Source organism: Sphingobacterium sp. BIGb0116 (genome assembly GCF_024808035.1).
In the GTDB taxonomy this organism is placed as follows: domain Bacteria; phylum Bacteroidota; class Bacteroidia; order Sphingobacteriales; family Sphingobacteriaceae; genus Sphingobacterium; species Sphingobacterium paramultivorum.
In genome coordinates this window covers 732,007-752,598 of sequence record NZ_JANUDT010000001.1, presented here as the reverse complement: position 1 = coordinate 752,598, position 20,592 = coordinate 732,007, and the positions used below count along the sequence as shown (strand labels likewise).

Below are 20,592 nucleotides of genomic sequence, written 5' to 3'. Positions count from 1 at the left end.
CTTAACTGGTATGGATGCTCTCAATGGAATAAATGCGTTGACCTTAGTTTTCGCAGCGATATTGATCTTTGCGATCGCGTATCGTTTTTATGGCTTGTTTCTAGCAAATAGGCTGCTCAGGTTGAATGGAAGTCGCCAGACACCGGCGGTGGAGTTTGCTGATGGACATGATTATGTGAAAACCGATAAAAAAGTGTTGTTTGGCCATCATTTCGCGGCGATAGCTGCTGCAGGACCACTAGTTGGTCCAGTTCTCGCGGCACAGTTTGGTTATCTGCCGGGCGCTCTGTGGATATTAATTGGTTGTGTATTAGGTGGCGGTGTGCACGATATGGTCGTGCTTTTCGCTTCTGTACGACATAAAGGGGAAAGTTTGGCAACCATTGCCTCCAAGGAGGTCAGTAAACCTATTGGCGCTATTGCTGGTATTGCCGTACTTTTCATTTTGATCCTAACGTTGGCCGGATTATCGCTGGCCTGTATTAGTGCAATGCACGAGGCACCATGGTCTTTATTTACGATTGTACTGACAATGCCCATTGCTATTTTAATGGGCTTGATGATGCGCTATCGGGAGGGCTCGGTGACCTTGGCGAGTATCATTGGCGGTATCTTGCTTATTGCAGGTATTATAGCCGGTCATCACCTGATGCAGCTTCCAACTTTTCATGCACTTTTCAACTGGGATGTGAAAACGATCTCTATCGGTATTGCTGTATATGGTTTCTTCGCTTCAGTATTGCCCATCTGGCTATTATTGGTTCCGAGAGATTACCTTTCGACCTATCTCAAAATAGGTACAATTATTATGCTGACGGTAGGGATATTTTTTGTTGCACCAACAATTCAGATGCCCGCCTTGACCTCATTTATCCATGGTGGCGGACCCGTAATTTCAGGACCTGTCTTGCCCTTTATCTTTATTGTGATAGCCTGTGGAGCCATATCGGGATTTCACGCTATTATCGCAACCGGGACAACACCCAAAATGATCGGTAATGAACGCGAGATCTTGTTTGTGGGGTATGGCGCCATGCTTGTTGAAGGCTTTGTTGCCTTGATGGCATTGATTGCAGCTTGTACGTTGATGCCTGGTGATTATTTTGCAATCAATACGCCGGTAGCCGATTATGCACAGTTTCTAGCGCAGCACCCCCATCTTTCGGCTGTGGATTTACCGCATTTTATAGACAGAATAGGTGTAGATCTGCACGGTCGGACGGGCGGAGCAGTGTCGTTGGCTGTAGGGATGGCTCATATCTTCGATAAGGTTCCTTTTATGAACGATATAATGGCCTATTGGTATAATTTCGCGATTATGTTTGAAGCTGTTTTTATTCTTACAGCGATTGATGCAGGTACCAGGGTAGGGCGTTTTTTTCTACAGGAAATGCTTGGAACTGTTTTTCCTAAATTTAGCGATAAAAACTGGAAACCAGGTGTATGGATTTGCAGCGCTCTGTTTACGTTTTCCTGGGGATATTTGGTTTATACCGGTAACGTAAGTAGCATTTGGCCATTATTTGGTATTAGCAATCAGCTCTTGGCCGCCTGTGGTCTGATTGTATGTACAACGATGCTCATCCGGATGAATAGACGAAAATATGTCTTGTTTGCAGCCGTTCCCGGTGTCTTTATGGCCGTGATTACATTTTGGGCCGGCTATCTTCAGGTGGTACAAGGATATGTGCCCAAAGGACAGTACCTACTGGCGGGCTTGGCCGTAGCAGCGATGTCATTGATGGCGATAGTATTTATCGGAACGTTTAAGAAGTGGATATACCTTGCACAAAGGAAAGAGCAGGTGAAAGATCAATATGGAGAGGTTGTGAAGGAGATTGTAGAAAGATAAAGTAGCGTGGATTTCACTGAAATCCACGCCTTATGTCTTAATCGATAATAGAAAGCAGACGGTCCCGAATGAGAAGGCAAGCTCCAAAGGCCGCAAGTTTTTCCCCATTATTTGAATAAGCAAGTTTGGTGTCCTTGTTGACAATGGATAATGAAAACTTATTGACTGCATTCTTCAGCGGTAACATCAGGTATTCCTCACTCTTGGCTAAAATACCACCTACGATGATAATTTCTGGATTGAAAATATTGATCAATGTAGCAAGCCCACGACCTAATTTTTCCCCAAGTTCATTGATCAACTCAATAGCGAGATTGTCATCTTTTTTTGCAGCAGTGATAATATCGCTGAGCCGGATATCTTCCAGGTCATTGAATTTTTTTGTTAGGATGCTCGTTGCGCCATTTTGCAGTGCTGCTATTACACGGTTTCTAAGTGCAAAACCAGATGCTTCCGTTTCGAGGCAACCCTTTTTTCCACAGCGACAGATGATATCGTTGTCAAAAATGGGAATATGTCCAAATTCACCCGAGAAACCCGATTTCCCATAATAGATCTTTCCGTTGATTAAAATACCCAACCCGATACCGTTGTCTACATTGACAAAGAGTGCATCTTTCTCGTCCTTTAAAATTCCGCTGGAAAATTCGCCATAAGCAAGCGCCTTACTATCGTTTTCAAGATAGGTGCGCAATTGCAGCTCCTGTTCGAAATATTTCGATAAAGGATCTTCATAAAAATTAAAATAACTGTAGGAATAACCTGTTCGATAGTTGATGCGACCAGAAAGATTGATACCTACACCCAATATTTTATCCTTTTGAATCTGATGTGTGGCAATAAATTGATTGATCTCCCGGCATATATTCTGGAGTGATTCCTGATTATTCTCCAAACGATGTGGAATTTCCTCCTGGCTGGCAATAATGTCTTTTTTCATATTCATGACCACGATACTGAGATGATCATGGCTTACTTGAACACCGACAAAAAATGCTGCATTTGGAAGTAGACCGTAGGAATTCGGTTTTCTGCCAATTCCCGAAGTCGATTTTCCATTGTCCTGTACCAATGCGTCTTCGATGAGTTCATTGATGCATTCGTTAATCTTGGGAATGCTAATGTTGAATTCCTTACTTAACTCAGGAATTGTCGAGGGACCTTTGGTCGCAAAAAAGGTTAAAATTTCCTTTTTAAGTAAAATGTTTTTATACGCTACACCGCTATAGCTCGCATCATGTAAGTCACTCAAAAATTTTATACCCATAACTTTGTTACGTTAACTTCAGGGTAAATATAGTAAATATCTCATCATCGCAAATTAAGTTTATGTTTTTTCTTCTTTAGTCTGTTTGAATTAATAAAAAAAATTAGAAATAATTTGAATATTTAAAATTTTATTTCTTATTTAGTGTTGTATAAATAATATACCTAATAATTGTAAGCCAAAATACGTTGCCTTGTCCGTGTCAGAACGTTGCGTGTTTTATCCAATGGAAAACGTCTGATCATGGTGTAGGTAACCGAGTGACCATAAATACTATTTTTTTAACATAACACTATTTTTTCATTCCTAAATTATGAAACCAACACATGTAAAACGCAGGTATCTTTTTAAGGCATTGGGATTACTTATTGTTTTTATGCAATCCGCAATAAGCTTTGCTCAATCCATTGTAAATGGTACCATACGAAATCGCGATGAACAGCCTATTGCTGGGGCGACGGTTAAAGTAGTGGGGACTTCTGTAACAACACGTACAGATCAAAAAGGGAGTTTTACCGTGCAGGTAGACCGACTTCCGGCCGAACTTCAGGTTAGTTATATCGGCTATTTGTCGCAGTCGCGGAAGATCACAGTTGCCGGTACACAAAGTTTTGTTTTGCAGTCCGATGAACGTCAGATTGACGAGGTCGTTGTTGTGGCTTATGGTACGCAAAAGAAGAACAACGTCGTTGGATCTGTCGTACAGATCGGAGGTGATCAGCTCAAGAAAGCCCCGTCGATGAATTTGACCAATGCACTTGTAGGACGTGTTCCCGGATTGACGGCATTGCAACAATCAGGACGCCCGGGGGCAGATAATGCGACCTTGTATCTGCGCGGGGTAGGAACTTATGGTGGTAATCGAAGTCCTTTGGTGATTGTCGACGATATCGAAAGACCGCTTTCTACCTTGGCTTATCTTGACCCAAGTGAGATAGAAACGATTTCCTTTTTAAAGGATGCAGTTTCCACGGCCGCTTATGGTGTACAGGCCGCCAATGGTATTATATTGGTTAAAACAAAAAATGGACGAAAGGAGCAGACCAAAGTAACCTATGACTTTGGATACAGCATTGGCCAAAATACCCGCTTTCCAAAATTCCTCAATGGACCGGATTATATGAACTGGTATAACAAAGGAACAGAACTGGACAATGATTTTCTCCGCAATACGAAGCAAACTGAAGCACCTTACATCTACACGCAGGAACTCATCGATGCTGTGGCAAATGGAACCAATACCAATCCGTTATTTGGGAATACAGACTGGATTGGCCTATTGGCAGATAATAATAGCTATTCGCAACATCATGCCGCAACAATTTCTGGTGGAGCGAGCAAAACGCAGTATTTTGCTTCGGTCAGCCATATGAACCAGGACGGGGTGATCGACAATACCAATTTTAAACGCTACAATATCCGTACAAACCTTAAAAGTGAGCTTAACGAATACCTGACGGTTGGTTTGAACATTGGTTTGCGTAATCAGAATACCAATTTGCCCGGTATTTCACCCGATAACTCGGCCTATATGAATCCATTTTACCAAGCTGTTCGAATGCTGCCGAATCTGCCTATGTATGCCCCAAATGGACTTCCGGTAGCATATCAGGCAGGAGCAGGATGGGTCAACCCAATTGCTTCCGTTGCAAATTCGGGATACCAGAAGCTCAAAAGCAATATCTTTCAGGGAACAGCAAACATCGATTTTAGAGTTCCAGGAGTAACAGGTTTACTGGCAAAAGTCCAGGGCGCATACGACTATAATTCGGATGAATCCAAATCTTGGCTGACACCCTATCCGACGATGGGAAGACAGCGGGACCAGGTTGCAGGCGACTTTGTGGCCATGACCACTTTGCCTGGAATCACGAAGACTTCTCTTCGTCAGAGCTTTGCTGCAAACTATCGCAGCACCTGGCAGGCCAGTTTAAATTATAACCGGACTTTTGGTGATCATAGCATCGGTGTGTTAGGTTTATATGAATATGCAAAAACTCATGGTAATCAATTTGGTGCCGGCGCAAGTAATTTTCCGATCAGTATTATTCAGGAAATAAACTATGGTTCGGCTTCCCAGGAAGACATTATCAAGTCTACAGGCTCCAGCGATCCAGAATCTGCACGGGCGGGATTTGTGACGCGGCTGAATTATGCTTTCCGCGATCGTTATTTGGTGGAGTTGGTGTCGCGTTGGGATGCCTCCGCTAACTTTGCCAAGGAAAATCGCTGGAAATCTTTCCCGGCCATTGGATTGGGTTGGGTTGTCTCAAATGAGTCTTTCTTTAAGGAAGCTGTCCCTTTTGCAGATTTCCTTAAATTAAAAGGGTCTATTGGGCGTACAGGAAACGATCGTGCACAACTGGGTAGTTTCCCTTACATTAATACCCTTTCGCAAAATACAACACCAGTCATTGTCATAGACGGCAAGCCGGTCAAAGCCTTATATACCAATGCACCTCAAAACCCACTATTGAAATGGGAAGAATCCACCACATCCAATGTTGGATTTGAATCACGGTTTTTAAATGGAAAATTTGGTTTTGATTTCGAATGGTTCTACCGTTATACTTCCGGTATTCTGGGACAGGTAGGAAACCTTTATCCAGCGTCGATGGGTGGTTATTTTCCGAGTTTGGCCAATATTGGCGAAGTTGATAACCGCGGTTTTGATGCTCAATTGCGTTATAACGACCGTTTTGGTGAATTCAAACTGGGCGTAACCGGCAATATCAACTGGGCGAAAAACAGGTATCTGAAACTGGATGAAGCGAACGGCATCCCTTCTTGGCAGAGTCTCATTGGCAAATCTATCGGAACAAAAATTGGATTTGTCAAAGAGGGGATGGTACAGACCTGGGAGGAAGCACGCAATACACCTTCACCAAGTTCAGGATTTATGGCTCCCGGTTTTTTCAAATTTAAAGATTTGAATGGCGACGGCCGGATTACCCGAACAGATGATATGACCTATATTGGACGCTCCAATGTGCCTGAATTAACATTCGGTTTGAATTTAGATATGGCTTATAAAGGCTTCGACTTCTCAGCATTGTTGCAAGGTGCTGCACGTGTTGATGTTGCCCTAGCAGGAGCCTACGAAGGATCGTCAGGAACTTCAGGGGTAGAGGATAATACACCTTTTACGCGACCTTTTTATAACTATGGAAACTCCCCTTATTTCTTGGTTGAAAACTCATGGCGCGAAGACAATCCGAATGCCGAATTTCCACGTATGAGTGCTTATAAAGCAACAGGTATGTCGACGAACAATGCAAATGCCAATTCAGGATGGATCAGAAAAGGAGATTATCTGCGTCTTAAATCCGTGCAGTTGGGCTACACTTTCCCGAAAGGATTGCTGAATGCAGCGAAGATTGAACATGTACGCGTGTTTGCTTCGGGCTCAAACCTTTTCACATGGGATTACTTGAAATACCTCGATCCCGAAATGCCAAATGTCAATAATGGATTTTATCCGCAGCAACGGATTTTTGAATTTGGTTTAAGCGTTACTTTTTAATCTCCTAAAAATTATTATTACAGATGAAATCAACTCTATATACCAGCTGTCGGCAGCTTTCATTTTTAGGCCTGTTGTTTATGGCGTTGCAAGGTTGTTCTGTCGATCTAATTCCACAGGACCGGATCGCAGAAGAGAAAGTATGGGCTGACCCCAATTCGGCCGAACTATATGTGTCGGGTATCTATGCTGAATTTAAAAAATTCCAGTTTGGTCAATTTCCCAATTTAGGCTATGACAATGCAATGGATGCCTTAGCCGATGGAATGAAATTTACCTCAAATACGGCTGGGAATGGTACCGTCAATATTCTTGTATCCAACTCAAACCAGTTTTCTTCCGCAAGCGTGGGGCTGAATTATTGGGCGAGCGGATATGAACGTATCCGTCGTATCAATGAAATGATCAATGGGATTAACACCAAGTCCAGCCTTTCCGATGCGCAAAAGCAGGTTTATGAGGCTGAGGGCAGGTTCGTGAGAGCATATGCCTATTTCTGGCTGGCAAAGATCCATGGAAGCGTGATTCTATTCAAGAGTATGGATCAGTATACTGAAAAAGATCACGAACGCTCGAGTGAGGAAGCCGTTTATGATTTTATCCTGGAGGATCTCCAATTTGCGGCGGATCATCTTCCGCTCAACAATCTTGCCGGCCGGGCTACCCAGGGCGCGGCCTATACCTTGATGGCACGTGTAGGACTGTATGCAGGCTCTATTGCTAAATATGATCTAAAGCAGTTCAATCAGGATCCTTTGACAGGCATTTCACAGGCGAGGAGCGCGGAGTATTTTAAAAAATCAGCCGATGCGGCGCAGAAAGTCATCGATATGGCTAATGGGGGACTCTATGCCTTGGACGATAATTTTGCAAGCATTTTTACCAATAAAAATACAAAGGAAGCAATCTTCCGGGTAGATTTTGCAGCACCTGATGTCACGCATCAATACGACCTGGGCTATGCCCCACCTCGAGATGCTCAGGGTAATACATTGGTTTATGGTGTACCAACCGCGGAATTGGTCAATGAATTTGAAATGAACGATGGATCCAAATTCTCCTGGCAGAATGCTGCGCAGGCAGCGGCTCCCTATACAAATCGTGAACCTCGTTTCTATGCGACGATCTTGTACAATGGTGCAACCTGGAAAGGAAGAACGCTGAATACGTCGACGACCGATGCGATAGAAGGATTCACAACATTTGGCGCGAGTGGCGACCCAAAACGTACCGTTACGGGATACTATGTACGCAAAATGCTTGATCCTACAAATACCACATTCGTTCAAAATAAGAGTACACAAAGCTGGATCGAAATGCGCTATGCCGAGGTCTTGTTGATTATGGCGGAAGCGAAAGCGCAATTGGGCGATTTTGCGACTGCAACAACCTACATCAATCAGCTTCGCCAGAAGCGTGGACTTAATGCCCTTAGCCTTTCCAACAATAATCAGGCAATGGCCGCGGTGGAGCACGAGCGCAAAGTTGAACTGGCTTTTGAGGGACATCGTTTCTGGGATTTGCGCCGTTGGAGAAAAGCTCACCTCCTGTTGGATAATGTGAAATTTACAGGGCATAAGATCAGTCCGAACGCAACAGGATTAACGTATGAAGTTGTCTCAGCAGACGCAACCAACAGAAGTTTCAGTACAAAATTATATTATCTGCCCATACCTGAAAATGAAGTGCAATTGAACGGCGCTTTGACTCAAATTAAAGGTTGGTAAAAACATGAAAGACTAGCAATGGACAAAATAAAATTTTACAGTTTATGGGCCTGTGCGATCCTTTTGGGAGGATGTCAAAAACCTAATTATCTGGAGCGGAATGTGAAAAATCAATTGATGGATTTTTACGCTACGATTGATGGGAAAGGGCAAGATCGCCTCTTCTTGAGTACGATCAGCAATGATACGGTGTATTTGCACGTAGATTATTATTATCCGATCGATTCGGACAATGAAGTAGATCTTTCGCGACTGATGTTGCGTGCTTCCGTTCCGGCTGATGCCCAGGTGACGCCGGGATTAAATGGATTTACAGACTTGACGGCACCCAAGAAAATTACTGTTACCGCGGGAAACGGTGACGCAAAGGATTATGTGGTCATTGCCGAGAAGAAAGGCAATACAGATATTTCGGGAATCAAAATTACATTTAAAGACAGCGAACAAAAGGAAAATGAGGTTGAGGGGATCTTAAACGGGAATACGGTGACGTTTTATGTGGTGCCGGGCATGGATCTTTCACAATCTACGCTGAGTTACGTTATTAATAAACATTCCAGTGGTTCTATAGCAAGCGGAGGTCAGGTCAATTTAGCAAACGGTGCAGAAGTACCCCTGACGATTTCTGGAGCCGGAAATATCAAGCGGCAGCTCAAATTGGTTGTCAAAGAACCTGTCAAACTTGAAAAAGGGGTGGGCATTAACCGGCGCTTGTTCCTGAAGAAAGCGGCAGACTTGGGCTTCACGGCTAATAGTGAAACGTCCTGTTTTGTGAGTGGCGATTACTTGGTGATTGTGAGCCGGACTTCACCATCTGTATTTAAGGTGTACAACCGTTTCACAGGAGCTTATTCCCATAACCTAACAAATCCTTTCCCGGCAGGCCGTTTGATCTTCCAAGGCGTGAGCGATGAAAAAGGTCGATTTATGTTAGGAACTTATACGCCGAATGGACAGAGCTTTGTGCTATACAAATACAAAGATGTTTTTGATACCAGTCCTGCCAAGCTATTGGATCTACCTTATAGCAAACCTGCTGGGGTAGCTGCCGGCGATGGCAATATCGGTCGTAAACTTAACTGGGTAGGGGATATGGACGGAAACGGTCAGTTACTCGCTTCGGTTGCAACCAGTCGTTACCTCCTGCGTTGGACAGTCGAAAATGGCCAGATAAAATCTACCGCTGCCGATGTCCTGGAATATAAGGATGGTGCGGCATCATTAGGCTTCCTACCGGAATATCTTCCTTTAGGGGTCGGCGCTAACGCCGAACTGATCGCGAGCACTAACGCCGAACTTGCCTATGTTTCGGGAAGTACATGGGGACGGCTAGCAGCATTCCCGGCAATTACAGGTACTGCTATGAATGGTGGTATCGCCTTTCAGCGTTTTAACAATGCAGATATTTTGGCTCAGGTCAAATTGTTTGGAAGCAATGAGATTGGTCAGATGTATGTTTATGATATTAGCGATCGAGCCCGCATTGGTACCACACTGAGTTCACCTACCTATAACCAATTACGTGTTTATGAGTCCGAACTGTTTACTGGCGGTACCAATGGTAATGCAACCAGCGACATCTGTATGGGAACCTCAGAAAATGGACAAAGGCTTCAGGTGTATATGTTGACGACCTTTGGTTATCTCGTTGCGCAGGAGTTTACAATTTATGCCGATTCAAATTAAAATAATCGTTCCTTCACGCAGCTTGTGTGCAGTGGAAGAACATTGTATTCATTCGTAAAAAAATAAAATTATGAACAAGCACATCAAAACAAGCTTATTGTTGATGTTAGGTTTAGTTTCGTGTAAAGTTGGATTTGCACAAAAAAATGATTTAAGTAGCGTGTCCAAAAAGATTGTCAGCGCAAATAAAGGCGATATCGTTTTGTTGGAGGATTTTCTAAAAACGGACTTTCCCAAGTTGCCTTACACAAAGACCGTATTACCGGGGCCGCAGTATATTATATCTGATGATCCCGAGTATATCCGTGTTCCGGAAGCCATTGCACTACAGGAGACGGTTGATCCCGGAGCAGTTAGGTTGTATGTCTATAACGTCAATGGTGTCAAAGAACCTCAAAAAATGCCCCGTAAGATTTCGGCGGTGATAAAAAACCTCGGGCATGAAAATATGCATTTTCGCATGTTGAAGTATGCTTCACAAAAACCGAGTTCAAACTACTTTGAAATTGGAAAGAAGGGGCTTGAGGACTACTTTTTATCTGCTGTAAACAATCAGGTGAAAGTACTTAAACCAGGGGAAGTGATGGCTATCGATGAAAAACTGGAAAAACAGCTGGTACAATACGATGAACTTGTCCATGGATTCTATGAATTTGTGGTGGACCAGCCGGCGCAGATCTCTGTCATACAATTTGCCCCAAATGAGTCTGGACCAAAAGTGTTTCCGCGGATAAAGACGCTGATTCCACATAGTCACGCAAACGCTGGGCGTGGTGTTTTTCCAATTTCCAATTATCAGATTAATCCGAAAGATACGCTTGACACCAAAAAGGGAGCAGTGCAGCTGATTGTTGCCGACGGGCAGGACGATCCATGGATCACGGGAACGATTGGTGCGAAAAAGGAATTTGCCAAGAATGCCGGAAACTACGGAGTGCTGTATAAAACAAAGATCAAATGGAAGAGTACAGACGGAAAAGGATTGGCTTTGGTCAGCTGGAACAGTCGATCTGGTGACAACCAATGGTGTGGTGGTATGGGGCTGACAATGGAACTTGTGGGGCAAGACGGTCAAAAGACAGTGATGCAATATCCCAAAAATGCGCTGATTACAAAAGGTTATCCAGAGGCAATTCTCATCGAAACTTATTGGCCCGACCCGAAGAAGGAAATACAGGAAATTGAATTTACCTATTCTCCTCCGGGAGCTTCCTGCCTACCGACCCCATTAATTTTTGTACCCATTGATCCGAAGAAATAATGAAACACATACTCTTACTTTTTTTACTAGGCTTGACCGCCTGTAGTGCAAAAAATGAATTTGTTAAACCAGAATTTCCGGTTGTTGGTGTTGATGGGAATGAGTATCTCAAAAATGAGGTGCGTCCGGCTTCTTCAAAAGCTTGTTTTCAAGGAGCCTACTATCGAAAAGTCGTTTCCAGTACAGATGTTTGGGTCGGCATTAAGGCCGAAGTTACCTTACCAAAGATGGAATTTGATCCGGCGCGGTTGAACCCGAGCAAACCCAAGCAATACCTGGATAATCCCTCCGTTTATATGGGCGGTAACATGGGGGGACAGGAAACTGATATTGGTCTTACCTGGGAAGTTGTTAAGGATGAAAAAGGAAATGTGACCGAAGACAGACGGGCTTTCAGACCATTTTTACGAAGAGCTGCACATAGCTCTGGCCAGACAAGTCTTTACCAAAATGCACCCGCACAGGACGAATATTATTGGTATCCTGGAGAAAAGGTGCTGATGACATTGGAAATTGTTGGTCCAGGGATGTTAAAATTTGCTATACAGGGTAACGGCAAGAAATATGAAGCTACGTTTGAAAGTGCAGGATATACCTTGGGTGGATTGGGTGAGTTTAAGCGGGTGAACGCTATCGATCAGGTGGCCAATGAAGGCAAACCTGTACAGGCAACAAAAACGAAAGTATTGGAAGCGATTTGGTCCTACACCACTTTACTCCGCTATGATGCAAAGCAAGTGATCGAAGTGCCTATGCATGCGGGACGGATGACGCAGATGGCCTGCCCAGAAGCACAATATTTTAAAATCCAACAGGATGCAGCCAACCTCAAAAAGGGAGGGGAGAATGTACAGATAAATGGAGCTGGTTTTTAAATATTGCTTACAAAAAATATAAACGGCCAAAGCCAGTTTGTACTTTGCTGCTACCTATATAAAAATCAACAAGGTTATTTCCTTGAAAGGAAATAACCTTGTTGATTTTTAGCTAATTGTTTATTATATCTTGCGCAATAGCGCAAACAAAGCTTTAGCAGTTTCTTCCGAAGACCCAGGATTTTGCCCGGTAATGAGATGACCATCTTTGACTACATAACTATGCCAATCTTCCCCTTTGCTGTACTGACCACCCAATTTTACGAGTTCATCTTCCACTAAAAAGGGAACAACATCCGTTAGTTGAACCGCTTCTTCCTCGCTATTTGAAAATCCGGTAACTTTTTTGCCTTTGACCAGTGGCTGACCATTACTATCCTTGACATAGCGAAATACAGCTGGGGCATGGCATACGGCAGCGACAGGTTTGTTGTGGGCCCAAAATGATTCGATCAATGCAATGGATGTCTTATCGTTGGTTAAATCCCACAAAGGTCCATGGCCCCCAGGATAGAAAACAGCATCATAATCCTGCTCATTGATATGATCCAAAGGAATGCTATTTGCCAATTTTGTTTGAAGTTCCTTATCGGCATCAAAACGTTTGGTTGCTTCGGTTTGAAAATCCGGAAGTGCACTTTTAGGGTCTATCGGTGGCTGTCCTCCTTTTGGAGATGCGATTGTGACGTCCACTCCTGCATCTTGTAAAACATAGTAAGGCGCTGCAAATTCTTCTATCCAAAAACCTGTTTTTTCTCCTGTATCTCCCAATTGGTCATGTGATGTCAATACAACCAATACTTTTAATTTGTCTTTTTTCATATTAAATAACCAAGTCTGTTAAAAAATTATATGTTTAAAACGATAGTACAAAGTAGGGGATAAATTGCCAGAGCCCTATGTGATATACATCACAATTTAGCGAATGGTTTTGCTTTTGTGATATAGATCACATTATTTGGCTTGGTATAGCCTGCTCAGTGTTTCGCGGGAAACACCCAGATATGCTGCAATCAAATGTTTGGGAACGAGATTATAGAGTTCGGGATATTGCTGCATGAGTTCCTCGTAGCGGCTTCGAGCATCGTTGTTCAGCAGTGACATTATTCTTTTTTGTAGCCCAATATATCCTTTATTGGAACGCCATCTAAAAAAGGTTTCAACTTCGTGAATTTCCTTACATACTTTTTCACGGTCCTCGTTCGATAAGCAAAGAGTGTCTGCATCGCTGACACAATCTAAATTGACAGTAGCTGGGCCTTGATTATGCAATGCATTATAATCGGAAGCCCACCAGGTTTTTGTGGCGAACTGTAAGATATGCATCTTTTGTTCATCATTGGTGAAATAGGTCTTTAGACAGCCATTGAGCACAAAATACTCTTGTTCCACAAGGTCTCCTTGACGGATAATCATTTGTTTCTTTTTAAAGGAGATCGGTTTAAAAAAAGAAAAGAAGTAGTCGAATTGTTCGTCGTTTAACTGGACGGTCTTGTCGATATGTTGTCTCAGAATTTCACGCTCGGTCATAGCTAATAGTTACTTGATCGATTTAAAATTAAACAAAATCTCACAATGATAGCGAAGGCCTGCATCAAGTTCCCCTCAGATTCAAAATTAAGAGGGGAATAACACTACTTTTACAGGGGGTTAACAAGGGGTTAGTAGGGGATATACCCCTGCTAACCCCCTGTTATACCCCTGTTAACCCCCTGTAATCTCCCTGTAATATATTAAGATAATATCAATTAGATTTTAACTTGTGCCCAAACAAAAAGGGAACTTCCTAAAAAAGATGGAATCTCACAATCCTTACTCGTTCGATCCTTTTTGAGATTGAGCCGAAGGGATCGCCTGGAATATTTTAGTCCTACTTTATGGGGGATATCAGGTACCTAATATCCCGACGCCATTTTCTTGTAAAACCAACGCTTTACAAAATCGGCTGTAAATACATAGACAGCAACAATCAACACCATATAAACATAGAATTGAAATGGCAACCTCACAAAACCAAATATATCACCCAATAGGCTGAGAGGTAGAAGTAAAACAAATGAAATCACGATTAAGTTCGAAAATAGAAGAGCTTTACTCGGTTTGCTCTTAAAGAAGGGCAGTCGGGTGCGAACGACAAGGACAATAAGTGCGGCAGATACAACGGATTCTAGAAACCAACCTGTCTGAAATTGTTGTTCATTGGCTTTCAGAACTAAAATCAGTACCGCAAATGTACAATAATCGAATACCGAACTCAGTAAACCAAAGATAAACATAAACTTTTTGATAAAACCAATATCAATGCGATGCGGTTTTTTGATGTACTCTTCATCGACATTGTCTGTTGCTATGGTCGTTTCAGGAACATCTGTAAGTAAGTTGGTTAATAAAATTTGTTTTGGTAAAAGCGGTAGAAAGGGCAGCAATAAGGATGCTCCGGCCATACTAAACATATTCCCAAAATTGGCACTCGTTGCCATAAAGATATATTTCATTGTATTTGCAAAGGTTCTACGTCCTTCCTTTATACCGTTAGCGAGTACATCAAGATCCTGATCCATTAATACAAGATCGGCGGCTTCTTTTGCAACATCTACTGCGGTGTCTACTGATATTCCTACATCGGCTGCATGTAATGCCGAGGCATCATTGATGCCATCCCCCATGAAACCAACTACCTGTCCTGTTTTTTTTAGTGCTAGAATAATTTGTTCCTTTTGGCTGGGTTCCACTTCAGCAAATATATCAGCTTGCAATACCTTTGTTACGAGGGCTTCACTGCTGGTTCCTCGCAATGAACTTCCGGTGACAACAATAGGGGTTTCGATTCCCACTTGTTTAGCAAGACTTTCGGCTACCAGCGCATTGTCGCCAGTAATTATTTTTAACTTGACACCCAGGGAATTCAAGTTATTTATTGCGGCAATAGCACTTTCCTTGGGCGGGTCGAAGAAGGTAACAAAGCCAAGAAAAATCATACTGCTTTCCTCTTCTTTTGAAATGGAGTTTGTTGTTGTGGTTTTCCAGCAAATTCCTAATGTACGATAACCCTTTCTACTATACTGTTCGTAGAGTTGCATTAGGGTCTGTTTTAGTTCGCTCGTCAGTGGTTCAATGCTATCGCTGCCAGTTTGCACTTGATTGCATATGGCGAGGATTTCCTGAAAGGCTCCTTTGGTGATCATCTTGAATCCTTGAAGCTCAACCAAAATACTTAACCGTCTACGTATAAAATCGTAAGGAATCTCGTCCAATATAGCTGGGAGTTGTTGCCCTTCACTTTTTAATCCTGTTATAATTGCTGCATCAATAGGATTTTTGAAGCCTGTTTGTAAAGCGGCATTGAAGAGCGCATAGTTGCTTACGCGTTCATTTTCAGTGTCATTAATATCGAACGCTTTGTAAAGCTTTACTTTCCCCTGAGTGATTGTACCTGTTTTATCTGAACATAAGATATTCATACTGCCGAAGTTCTCAATTGCGGAAAGGCGTTTAACAATGACTTTCTGCGCAGCCATTTTTTTTGCTCCAGTAGAAAGATTGACCGTAATAATAACTGGAAGTAATTGTGGTGTAAGTCCAACCGCAAGGGCCAGGGAGAATAGAAAGGAATCGAGAACAGGTTTATGGAGAAATACATTCAATGCAAATATGACCAGGATCAGTATCAAGGTAATTTGCATGAGCAAAAAACCGAACTTTTTGATACCTCTTTCAAATTCAGTTTCGGGCGCGTTGTTTCTTAAGCGTGCGGATATTTTCCCAAATTCGGTATTCAATCCTGTTGCAATGACTAGCGCGGTCGCTTTTCCGCTGATGACACTTGACCCCATAAACAAAGTATTAGAACGTTTGGAAAGAGGCGTATTTGTTTCTAGTTTCCCTTTTTGTTTTTCAACGGGATAACTTTCTCCTGTGAATGCAGCTTCATCAACAAACAACTCTTGGGAGTTCAAAAGGATACAGTCGGCAGGAATAATATCACCGGCAGACAGTACGACGACATCCCCCGGAACGATTGATTCTGTACTTACTGCTATCTCATGGTCGTCTCGAATAACTGTCACTGTCACCTGTACCATTTTTAGTAATCTGGCAACGGCATTGGATGCTCCATATTCTTGCCAAAATCCCAAGCAGCTGCTAATGACTACAATGAGCAGAATAATGATTGCATCGGTGCGATCCTGAAGCAAAGAGGAAAGAACGGCTGCGGCGATTAAGATAAGTGTAATGGGATTTTTAAATTGATTAAAAAATAATAAATATGCACTTGAACTATTTTTTCCTTTCAGTCTGTTGGGACCATATTTGGTGATCCTCAAATTGGCTTCGTTTTCGGATATACCGTTTTCCTTCGCATTGAGTTCATGAAGTAGTTCTTCGGATGACTTGCTCCAGAAGGAATCTAAATGGCTATTACGTGTACCTTGGTTCTTTTCTATCATCTTGGCCTTGTTAGTGATGTAAGAGTATACAGGTTATTTAACCTGAATTTAGGGAATTATATTGAATTATCTTAACGGGTATTTCAGATGGCCAAATCAATGTTTAACCGGTTTAGTGATTTAGAAAAAATGATTTTTTTTTGATTTTATTTTGTTTATACAAAGTTATTTTCTATTTTAGTGTTGCCCATTCAAGGGCACTTTTCATAAAATAGGTTAATAATATGGCTAAAACACCCGGAGTACCCCATGCTTTCGGGTGTTTTTTTGTTTTTTGCCTTCTCCACGATCCTAGAATACCTCCAAGTAATTTTAACAACATAGGTCGGGATATTTATAAATCGGTCTTCAATACATAATCGGGGTGGCTCTGACCGTGCGATTTCTCTTGCTTGTAGATACAAACCCTTTCTTTTCTTTGGGACGAATTCAGTAAAGTTCATCTATTTTTTTGAACAGCGTCGCTGTACTCGTTTTTGTACCACATAAAATATTTTAAAAAAAAAACACAAAACGGATTAGGGATGCCAGTCCTTCAGTCGTCTATTCAATTAAGGAAGGTAGACCCGGGTGTCTATCTACTAAATATAACCTATAGAAAACTAAATTTAAACCAATATATAACCTTTGATTAATATTAATTTAATATTAGTATATTTATTTTGCCTTTCAATTAATAATAATAAATATTTATGAAAAAACAACAATTTCAATCCTTAGGGAGGAATCGCAATTTCAGGTATCGGCTGGGGCTGGTAGTTGGAGCTGTTTGTCTTGCAGGCGTGGTTCATGCACAGGACCTTGAAACGCATGGTAAGGTAACGGATCGAAAAGGAGAGCCCATTCGAGGGGTGACGATTTCCATAAAGAACATTCCGAATTCGGGTATGTCGACGTCAAACAAAGGAACCTACGAATTGAATAAACTCAAAAAAAATCAAGTGTTGCTATTTACTTCGGTCGGCTATAAAAGTATAGAGTTAACCTATCAAGGGCAGAAAGAACTGAATGTACAGTTAGAGGAAGATTTGGCTAATTTGGACGAGGTAGTTGTGGTTGGGTTTGGTACAAAGCAAAAGAAGAACCTTACAGGTGCTGTTGATCAGATTTCGGGCAAAGTATTGGAATCTAGGCCTATTTCCAATGTGATGCAAGGATTACAGGGGGTAAGTCCGGGTTTGAATATTACCTATGGTAATGGTACACCAGGGGGAATTCCAAATATCAATATTCGTGGAACTACTTCCATTAATGGTGGATCACCTTTGTTTGTAATTGATGGCATTCCAGCTACTGATGCTAATGATTTAATTCGCTTAAATCCCACTGATATTGAATCATACACGGTATTACGTGATGCAGCTTCATCAGCAATTTATGGTGCCAGAGCGACCTATGGTGTGATTTTGATTACCACTAAATCCGGAAAACTAGGTAAGCAATCCGTTTCTTTTAATACAAATTCGGCTTGGGGAAAACCAACAGAAATGCCCGATCCAGTCACTGATCCGTATATCTTCTCTAAACTTTTGGAATTATCGACAAATAATACCCCCTGGGACTATGTCAATTATAGTGATGAGCATTATCAGTGGGCAAAGGAACGTTCTGATAACCCTAGTATAGAAGATGTGCGTATAGATCCCAAAGATCCAAAGCGTTGGGCTTATATGGGAAATAACAATTGGAATAAGTATTTTCTAAATAAGTCTGCACATTCTCAGTCCTACAATTTGACTTTTTCAGGTGGAGCGAAGGTGAATGAACTTCCTTTTAAATATTATTTGTCCGGGGACTATACGAAGGAAAACGGTTTGAGTAAGTTGGCCGCCGACTATTGGACACGTAAAGGACTACGTGGAAAGATAAATATTGCACCATTCAAATGGTTGCAATTGGATAACAATGCTAATTTGTACAATACGCACAGGGAGAGCCCAGCTGCGAGTTTGACCGATATCTATTATTTAACACCTATTCAGGTTGCTAAAAATCCGGATGGCAGTTGGGCAAATACGGATGCGGGACGATTGGCTGCTCGTCTATCTGACGGAGGAAAAAGCAATGGTGACATGTTTGGTTTCCAAAATACGTTCAATGCGACAGGTACATTTTTAAATGGCGATCTAAAAATCTCTGGCGATGCAAGTGTTAAAAGGGAATACTACAAAGGCAATGGTTATGCCAAAAAATTCAAGATTGGTTTTGGTCCGAATGACATCCGTGAAGAGGGGGGGACTGGCTATGTGAATGAATCGCGAGCCGATATGAAAAATACGGTATTTAATCTATATGCGAATTACAACAAAACAATTGGCAAACACAATTTTGGTGCAATGGTGGGGTATAACCAAGAAGAATATATTTATTCGTCTACCTATGTCAACCGAAATAATCTAATTTCTTCTACTTTACCTTATTTAGGTTTGACGACGGGAGAAATGACACTCAATGCTGGTTATAGTTCTTATGCGACGCGCAGCTATTTTGGGCGATTGAATTATACGTTTAATGAGCGTTATATCTTGGAAGGTACAGGTCGTTACGATGGGTCTTCCCGTTTTCCTAAGGCAAGTCGCTGGGGATTTTTTCCGTCCGTTTCAGGGGCTTGGATCGTTAGTAATGAATCCTTTTTCGAATCACTAAAACCGAAAGTGTCCAATCTAAAGTTAAGAGCATCATACGGTAGTTTAGGAAATCAAAATGTAGGCGACTTCTCTTATATCCAGACAATGGGAACCAGCCTTTCGGGGTACCTCATTAATGGAAATCAACAATATGTCGTGAATGGGGCGCCGCCGTTGACAATTGATCCAAACTCATATACATGGGAAAATGTGTCTACCTTAAACTTCGGTGCTGATTTGGGGCTATTCAATGATAAGTTTTTTGTTGGCTACGATAATTACATCCGTAATACAACCGGTATGTTGACTGCTGGGCAGGAGCTTCCAGGTGTATTGGGAACAAGCGTGCCAAGGCAGAATGCAGCTGATTTGCGTACAAAGGGTTGGGAGCTTTCAGTGACTTATAAGGATCAATTTGAATTAGCAAATAAGCCATTTTCTTTTGATGCAAAGGTTGTTTTGTCTGATTCACGTGCTAAGATTACAAAATTCAAAAATGATGAACGTCTTCTTTCGACGTATTTTAATGGCTATGAATTCGGTACAATCTATGGCCTACAAGGAGATGGTCTGTTTAAAAGTGCCGATGAAATCAAAGCATTGGATGAATCAGGCATAGTACCTTGGGGAGCTTTAAATATTGTAAATGGTTGGCCAAAATTTAAGGATATCGACGGAAATGGTAAAATTGAAAGAGGGCTGACTGAAACGAATTTGAAAGATCTTCAGGTAATTGGTAATTCTGCAGATCGTTATCGTATAGGTTTTAACCTCAACATGAACTGGGGCGGATTTGATGCCTCAGTATTTCTACAGGGTGTATTAAAACGAGATTTCTATCCGCGGCATTATTTGTTCTGGGGACCTTATCAGCAACCTTACGCAAATATATACCCATGGCATTTGGATTTTTATAGAGAAACCAGTGATACAGCAGAAGAACGTGCAAAACACTCTCAGGCGTACTTGAATGCAGGCTTAGCGGATGCTAATCATGACGCACGTTATCCGGTATTACAATCTTGGTTGGCCGACGTCAATGATGGAAAAGGATTGGCTATTCCCAATACACAGTATATGTTGAACGGTTCTTATCTGCGTTTGAAGAATATCACTTTTGGGTATACCTTGCCACATGAGTTGTTGGAAAAATGGAAAATTCAACGTTTGCGTATTTTCTTTTCGGGAGAAAACCTATTTGAATTCTCACAGATCAAAAAATATGTGGATCCCGAAGCGATCAACAACGGAACCGATGGTAGTGCCTGGGCCTATCCATTCCAACGTAAGTTTTCAGTTGGTTTAAACTTAGATTTTTAACAATTA

The 20,592-nt window shown here is 41.9% G+C and carries 11 protein-coding genes; 7 read left to right on the top strand and 4 right to left on the bottom strand.

Features of this window, described 5'->3' with window-relative positions; translation table 11 throughout:
• Nucleotides 1–10: 10 nt before the first annotated feature.
• Entirely contained in the window at nt 11–1,852 is a 1,842-nt protein-coding gene (locus M2419_RS03300) for a carbon starvation protein A (protein WP_182331127.1), read from the top strand.
• Between the two features lie 37 nt (nt 1,853–1,889).
• On the opposite strand, the gene M2419_RS03295 is transcribed toward M2419_RS03300, so the two are convergent.
• Nucleotides 1,890–3,119, bottom strand: a complete 1,230-nt coding sequence (locus M2419_RS03295) for an ROK family protein (protein ID WP_182331128.1) — start codon at nt 3,117–3,119, stop codon at nt 1,890–1,892.
• A 313-nt stretch (nt 3,120–3,432) separates the two neighbouring features.
• Here M2419_RS03295 and M2419_RS03290 point away from each other — a divergent pair, with 313 nt between their 5' ends.
• The 5 genes from M2419_RS03290 to M2419_RS03270 all read left to right on the top strand — a co-directional run bounded on the left by M2419_RS03290 (nt 3,433) and on the right by M2419_RS03270 (nt 12,191).
• On the top strand, nt 3,433–6,642 hold the full coding sequence (locus M2419_RS03290; RefSeq protein ID WP_159727816.1) for a TonB-dependent receptor: 3,210 nt from the start codon (nt 3,433–3,435) through the stop codon (nt 6,640–6,642).
• A gap of 23 nt (nt 6,643–6,665) precedes the next feature.
• Nucleotides 6,666–8,369 (top strand): RagB/SusD family nutrient uptake outer membrane protein, encoded by a 1,704-nt coding sequence (locus M2419_RS03285; RefSeq protein WP_259254223.1) that lies wholly within the window; start codon nt 6,666–6,668, stop codon nt 8,367–8,369.
• 18 nt (nt 8,370–8,387) lie between these two features.
• The gene (locus tag M2419_RS03280) at nt 8,388–10,055 is read left to right on the top strand and encodes a DUF5018 domain-containing protein (RefSeq protein ID WP_259254222.1); all 1,668 of its coding nucleotides are present in this window, start codon (nt 8,388–8,390) and stop codon (nt 10,053–10,055) included.
• Between the two features lie 70 nt (nt 10,056–10,125).
• Nucleotides 10,126–11,316, top strand: a complete 1,191-nt coding sequence (locus M2419_RS03275) for a copper amine oxidase (protein ID WP_182331131.1) — start codon at nt 10,126–10,128, stop codon at nt 11,314–11,316.
• Nucleotides 11,316–12,191 carry a hypothetical protein gene (locus M2419_RS03270; RefSeq protein ID WP_153847150.1) on the top strand — a complete coding sequence of 292 codons (876 nt, stop codon included), beginning with the start codon at nt 11,316–11,318 and terminating at the stop codon, nt 12,189–12,191. The genes M2419_RS03275 and M2419_RS03270 overlap by 1 nt, the downstream gene beginning before the upstream one ends.
• A 123-nt stretch (nt 12,192–12,314) precedes the next feature.
• On the opposite strand, the gene M2419_RS03265 is transcribed toward M2419_RS03270, so the two are convergent.
• The 3 genes from M2419_RS03265 to mgtA form a co-directional block, all read right to left on the bottom strand.
• The gene (locus M2419_RS03265; RefSeq protein WP_259254221.1) at nt 12,315–13,013 is read right to left on the bottom strand and encodes a type 1 glutamine amidotransferase domain-containing protein; all 699 of its coding nucleotides are present in this window, start codon (nt 13,011–13,013) and stop codon (nt 12,315–12,317) included.
• A gap of 132 nt (nt 13,014–13,145) precedes the next feature.
• Nucleotides 13,146–13,721, bottom strand: a complete 576-nt coding sequence (locus M2419_RS03260) for a Crp/Fnr family transcriptional regulator (protein ID WP_088162307.1) — start codon at nt 13,719–13,721, stop codon at nt 13,146–13,148.
• Between the two features lie 365 nt (nt 13,722–14,086).
• Nucleotides 14,087–16,639, bottom strand: coding sequence for a magnesium-translocating P-type ATPase (gene mgtA / locus M2419_RS03255; RefSeq protein WP_259254220.1), 2,553 nt, complete (start codon nt 16,637–16,639; stop codon nt 14,087–14,089).
• A gap of 692 nt (nt 16,640–17,331) precedes the next feature.
• On the opposite strand from mgtA, the gene M2419_RS03250 reads away from it, so the two are divergent.
• The gene (locus M2419_RS03250; protein WP_259254219.1) at nt 17,332–20,586 is read left to right on the top strand and encodes a TonB-dependent receptor; all 3,255 of its coding nucleotides are present in this window, start codon (nt 17,332–17,334) and stop codon (nt 20,584–20,586) included.
• Nucleotides 20,587–20,592: the final 6 nt, after the last annotated feature.

Bases quoted from the DNA above. Each gene is read 5' to 3' on its own strand.
- M2419_RS03300 (WP_182331127.1), top strand. From the start codon at position 11: ATGGATGCTCTCAATGGAATAAATGCGTTGACCTTAGTTTTCGCAGCG.
- M2419_RS03265 (WP_259254221.1), bottom strand. From the start codon at position 13,013: ATGAAAAAAGACAAATTAAAAGTATTGGTTGTATTGACATCACATGAC.
- mgtA (WP_259254220.1), bottom strand. From the start codon at position 16,639: ATGATAGAAAAGAACCAAGGTACACGTAATAGCCATTTAGATTCCTTC.
- M2419_RS03295 (WP_182331128.1), bottom strand. From the start codon at position 3,119: ATGGGTATAAAATTTTTGAGTGACTTACATGATGCGAGCTATAGCGGT.
- M2419_RS03260 (WP_088162307.1), bottom strand. From the start codon at position 13,721: ATGACCGAGCGTGAAATTCTGAGACAACATATCGACAAGACCGTCCAG.
- M2419_RS03250 (WP_259254219.1), top strand. From the start codon at position 17,332: ATGAAAAAACAACAATTTCAATCCTTAGGGAGGAATCGCAATTTCAGG.
- M2419_RS03285 (WP_259254223.1), top strand. From the start codon at position 6,666: ATGAAATCAACTCTATATACCAGCTGTCGGCAGCTTTCATTTTTAGGC.
- M2419_RS03280 (WP_259254222.1), top strand. From the start codon at position 8,388: ATGGACAAAATAAAATTTTACAGTTTATGGGCCTGTGCGATCCTTTTG.
- M2419_RS03270 (WP_153847150.1), top strand. From the start codon at position 11,316: ATGAAACACATACTCTTACTTTTTTTACTAGGCTTGACCGCCTGTAGT.
- M2419_RS03290 (WP_159727816.1), top strand. From the start codon at position 3,433: ATGAAACCAACACATGTAAAACGCAGGTATCTTTTTAAGGCATTGGGA.
- M2419_RS03275 (WP_182331131.1), top strand. From the start codon at position 10,126: ATGAACAAGCACATCAAAACAAGCTTATTGTTGATGTTAGGTTTAGTT.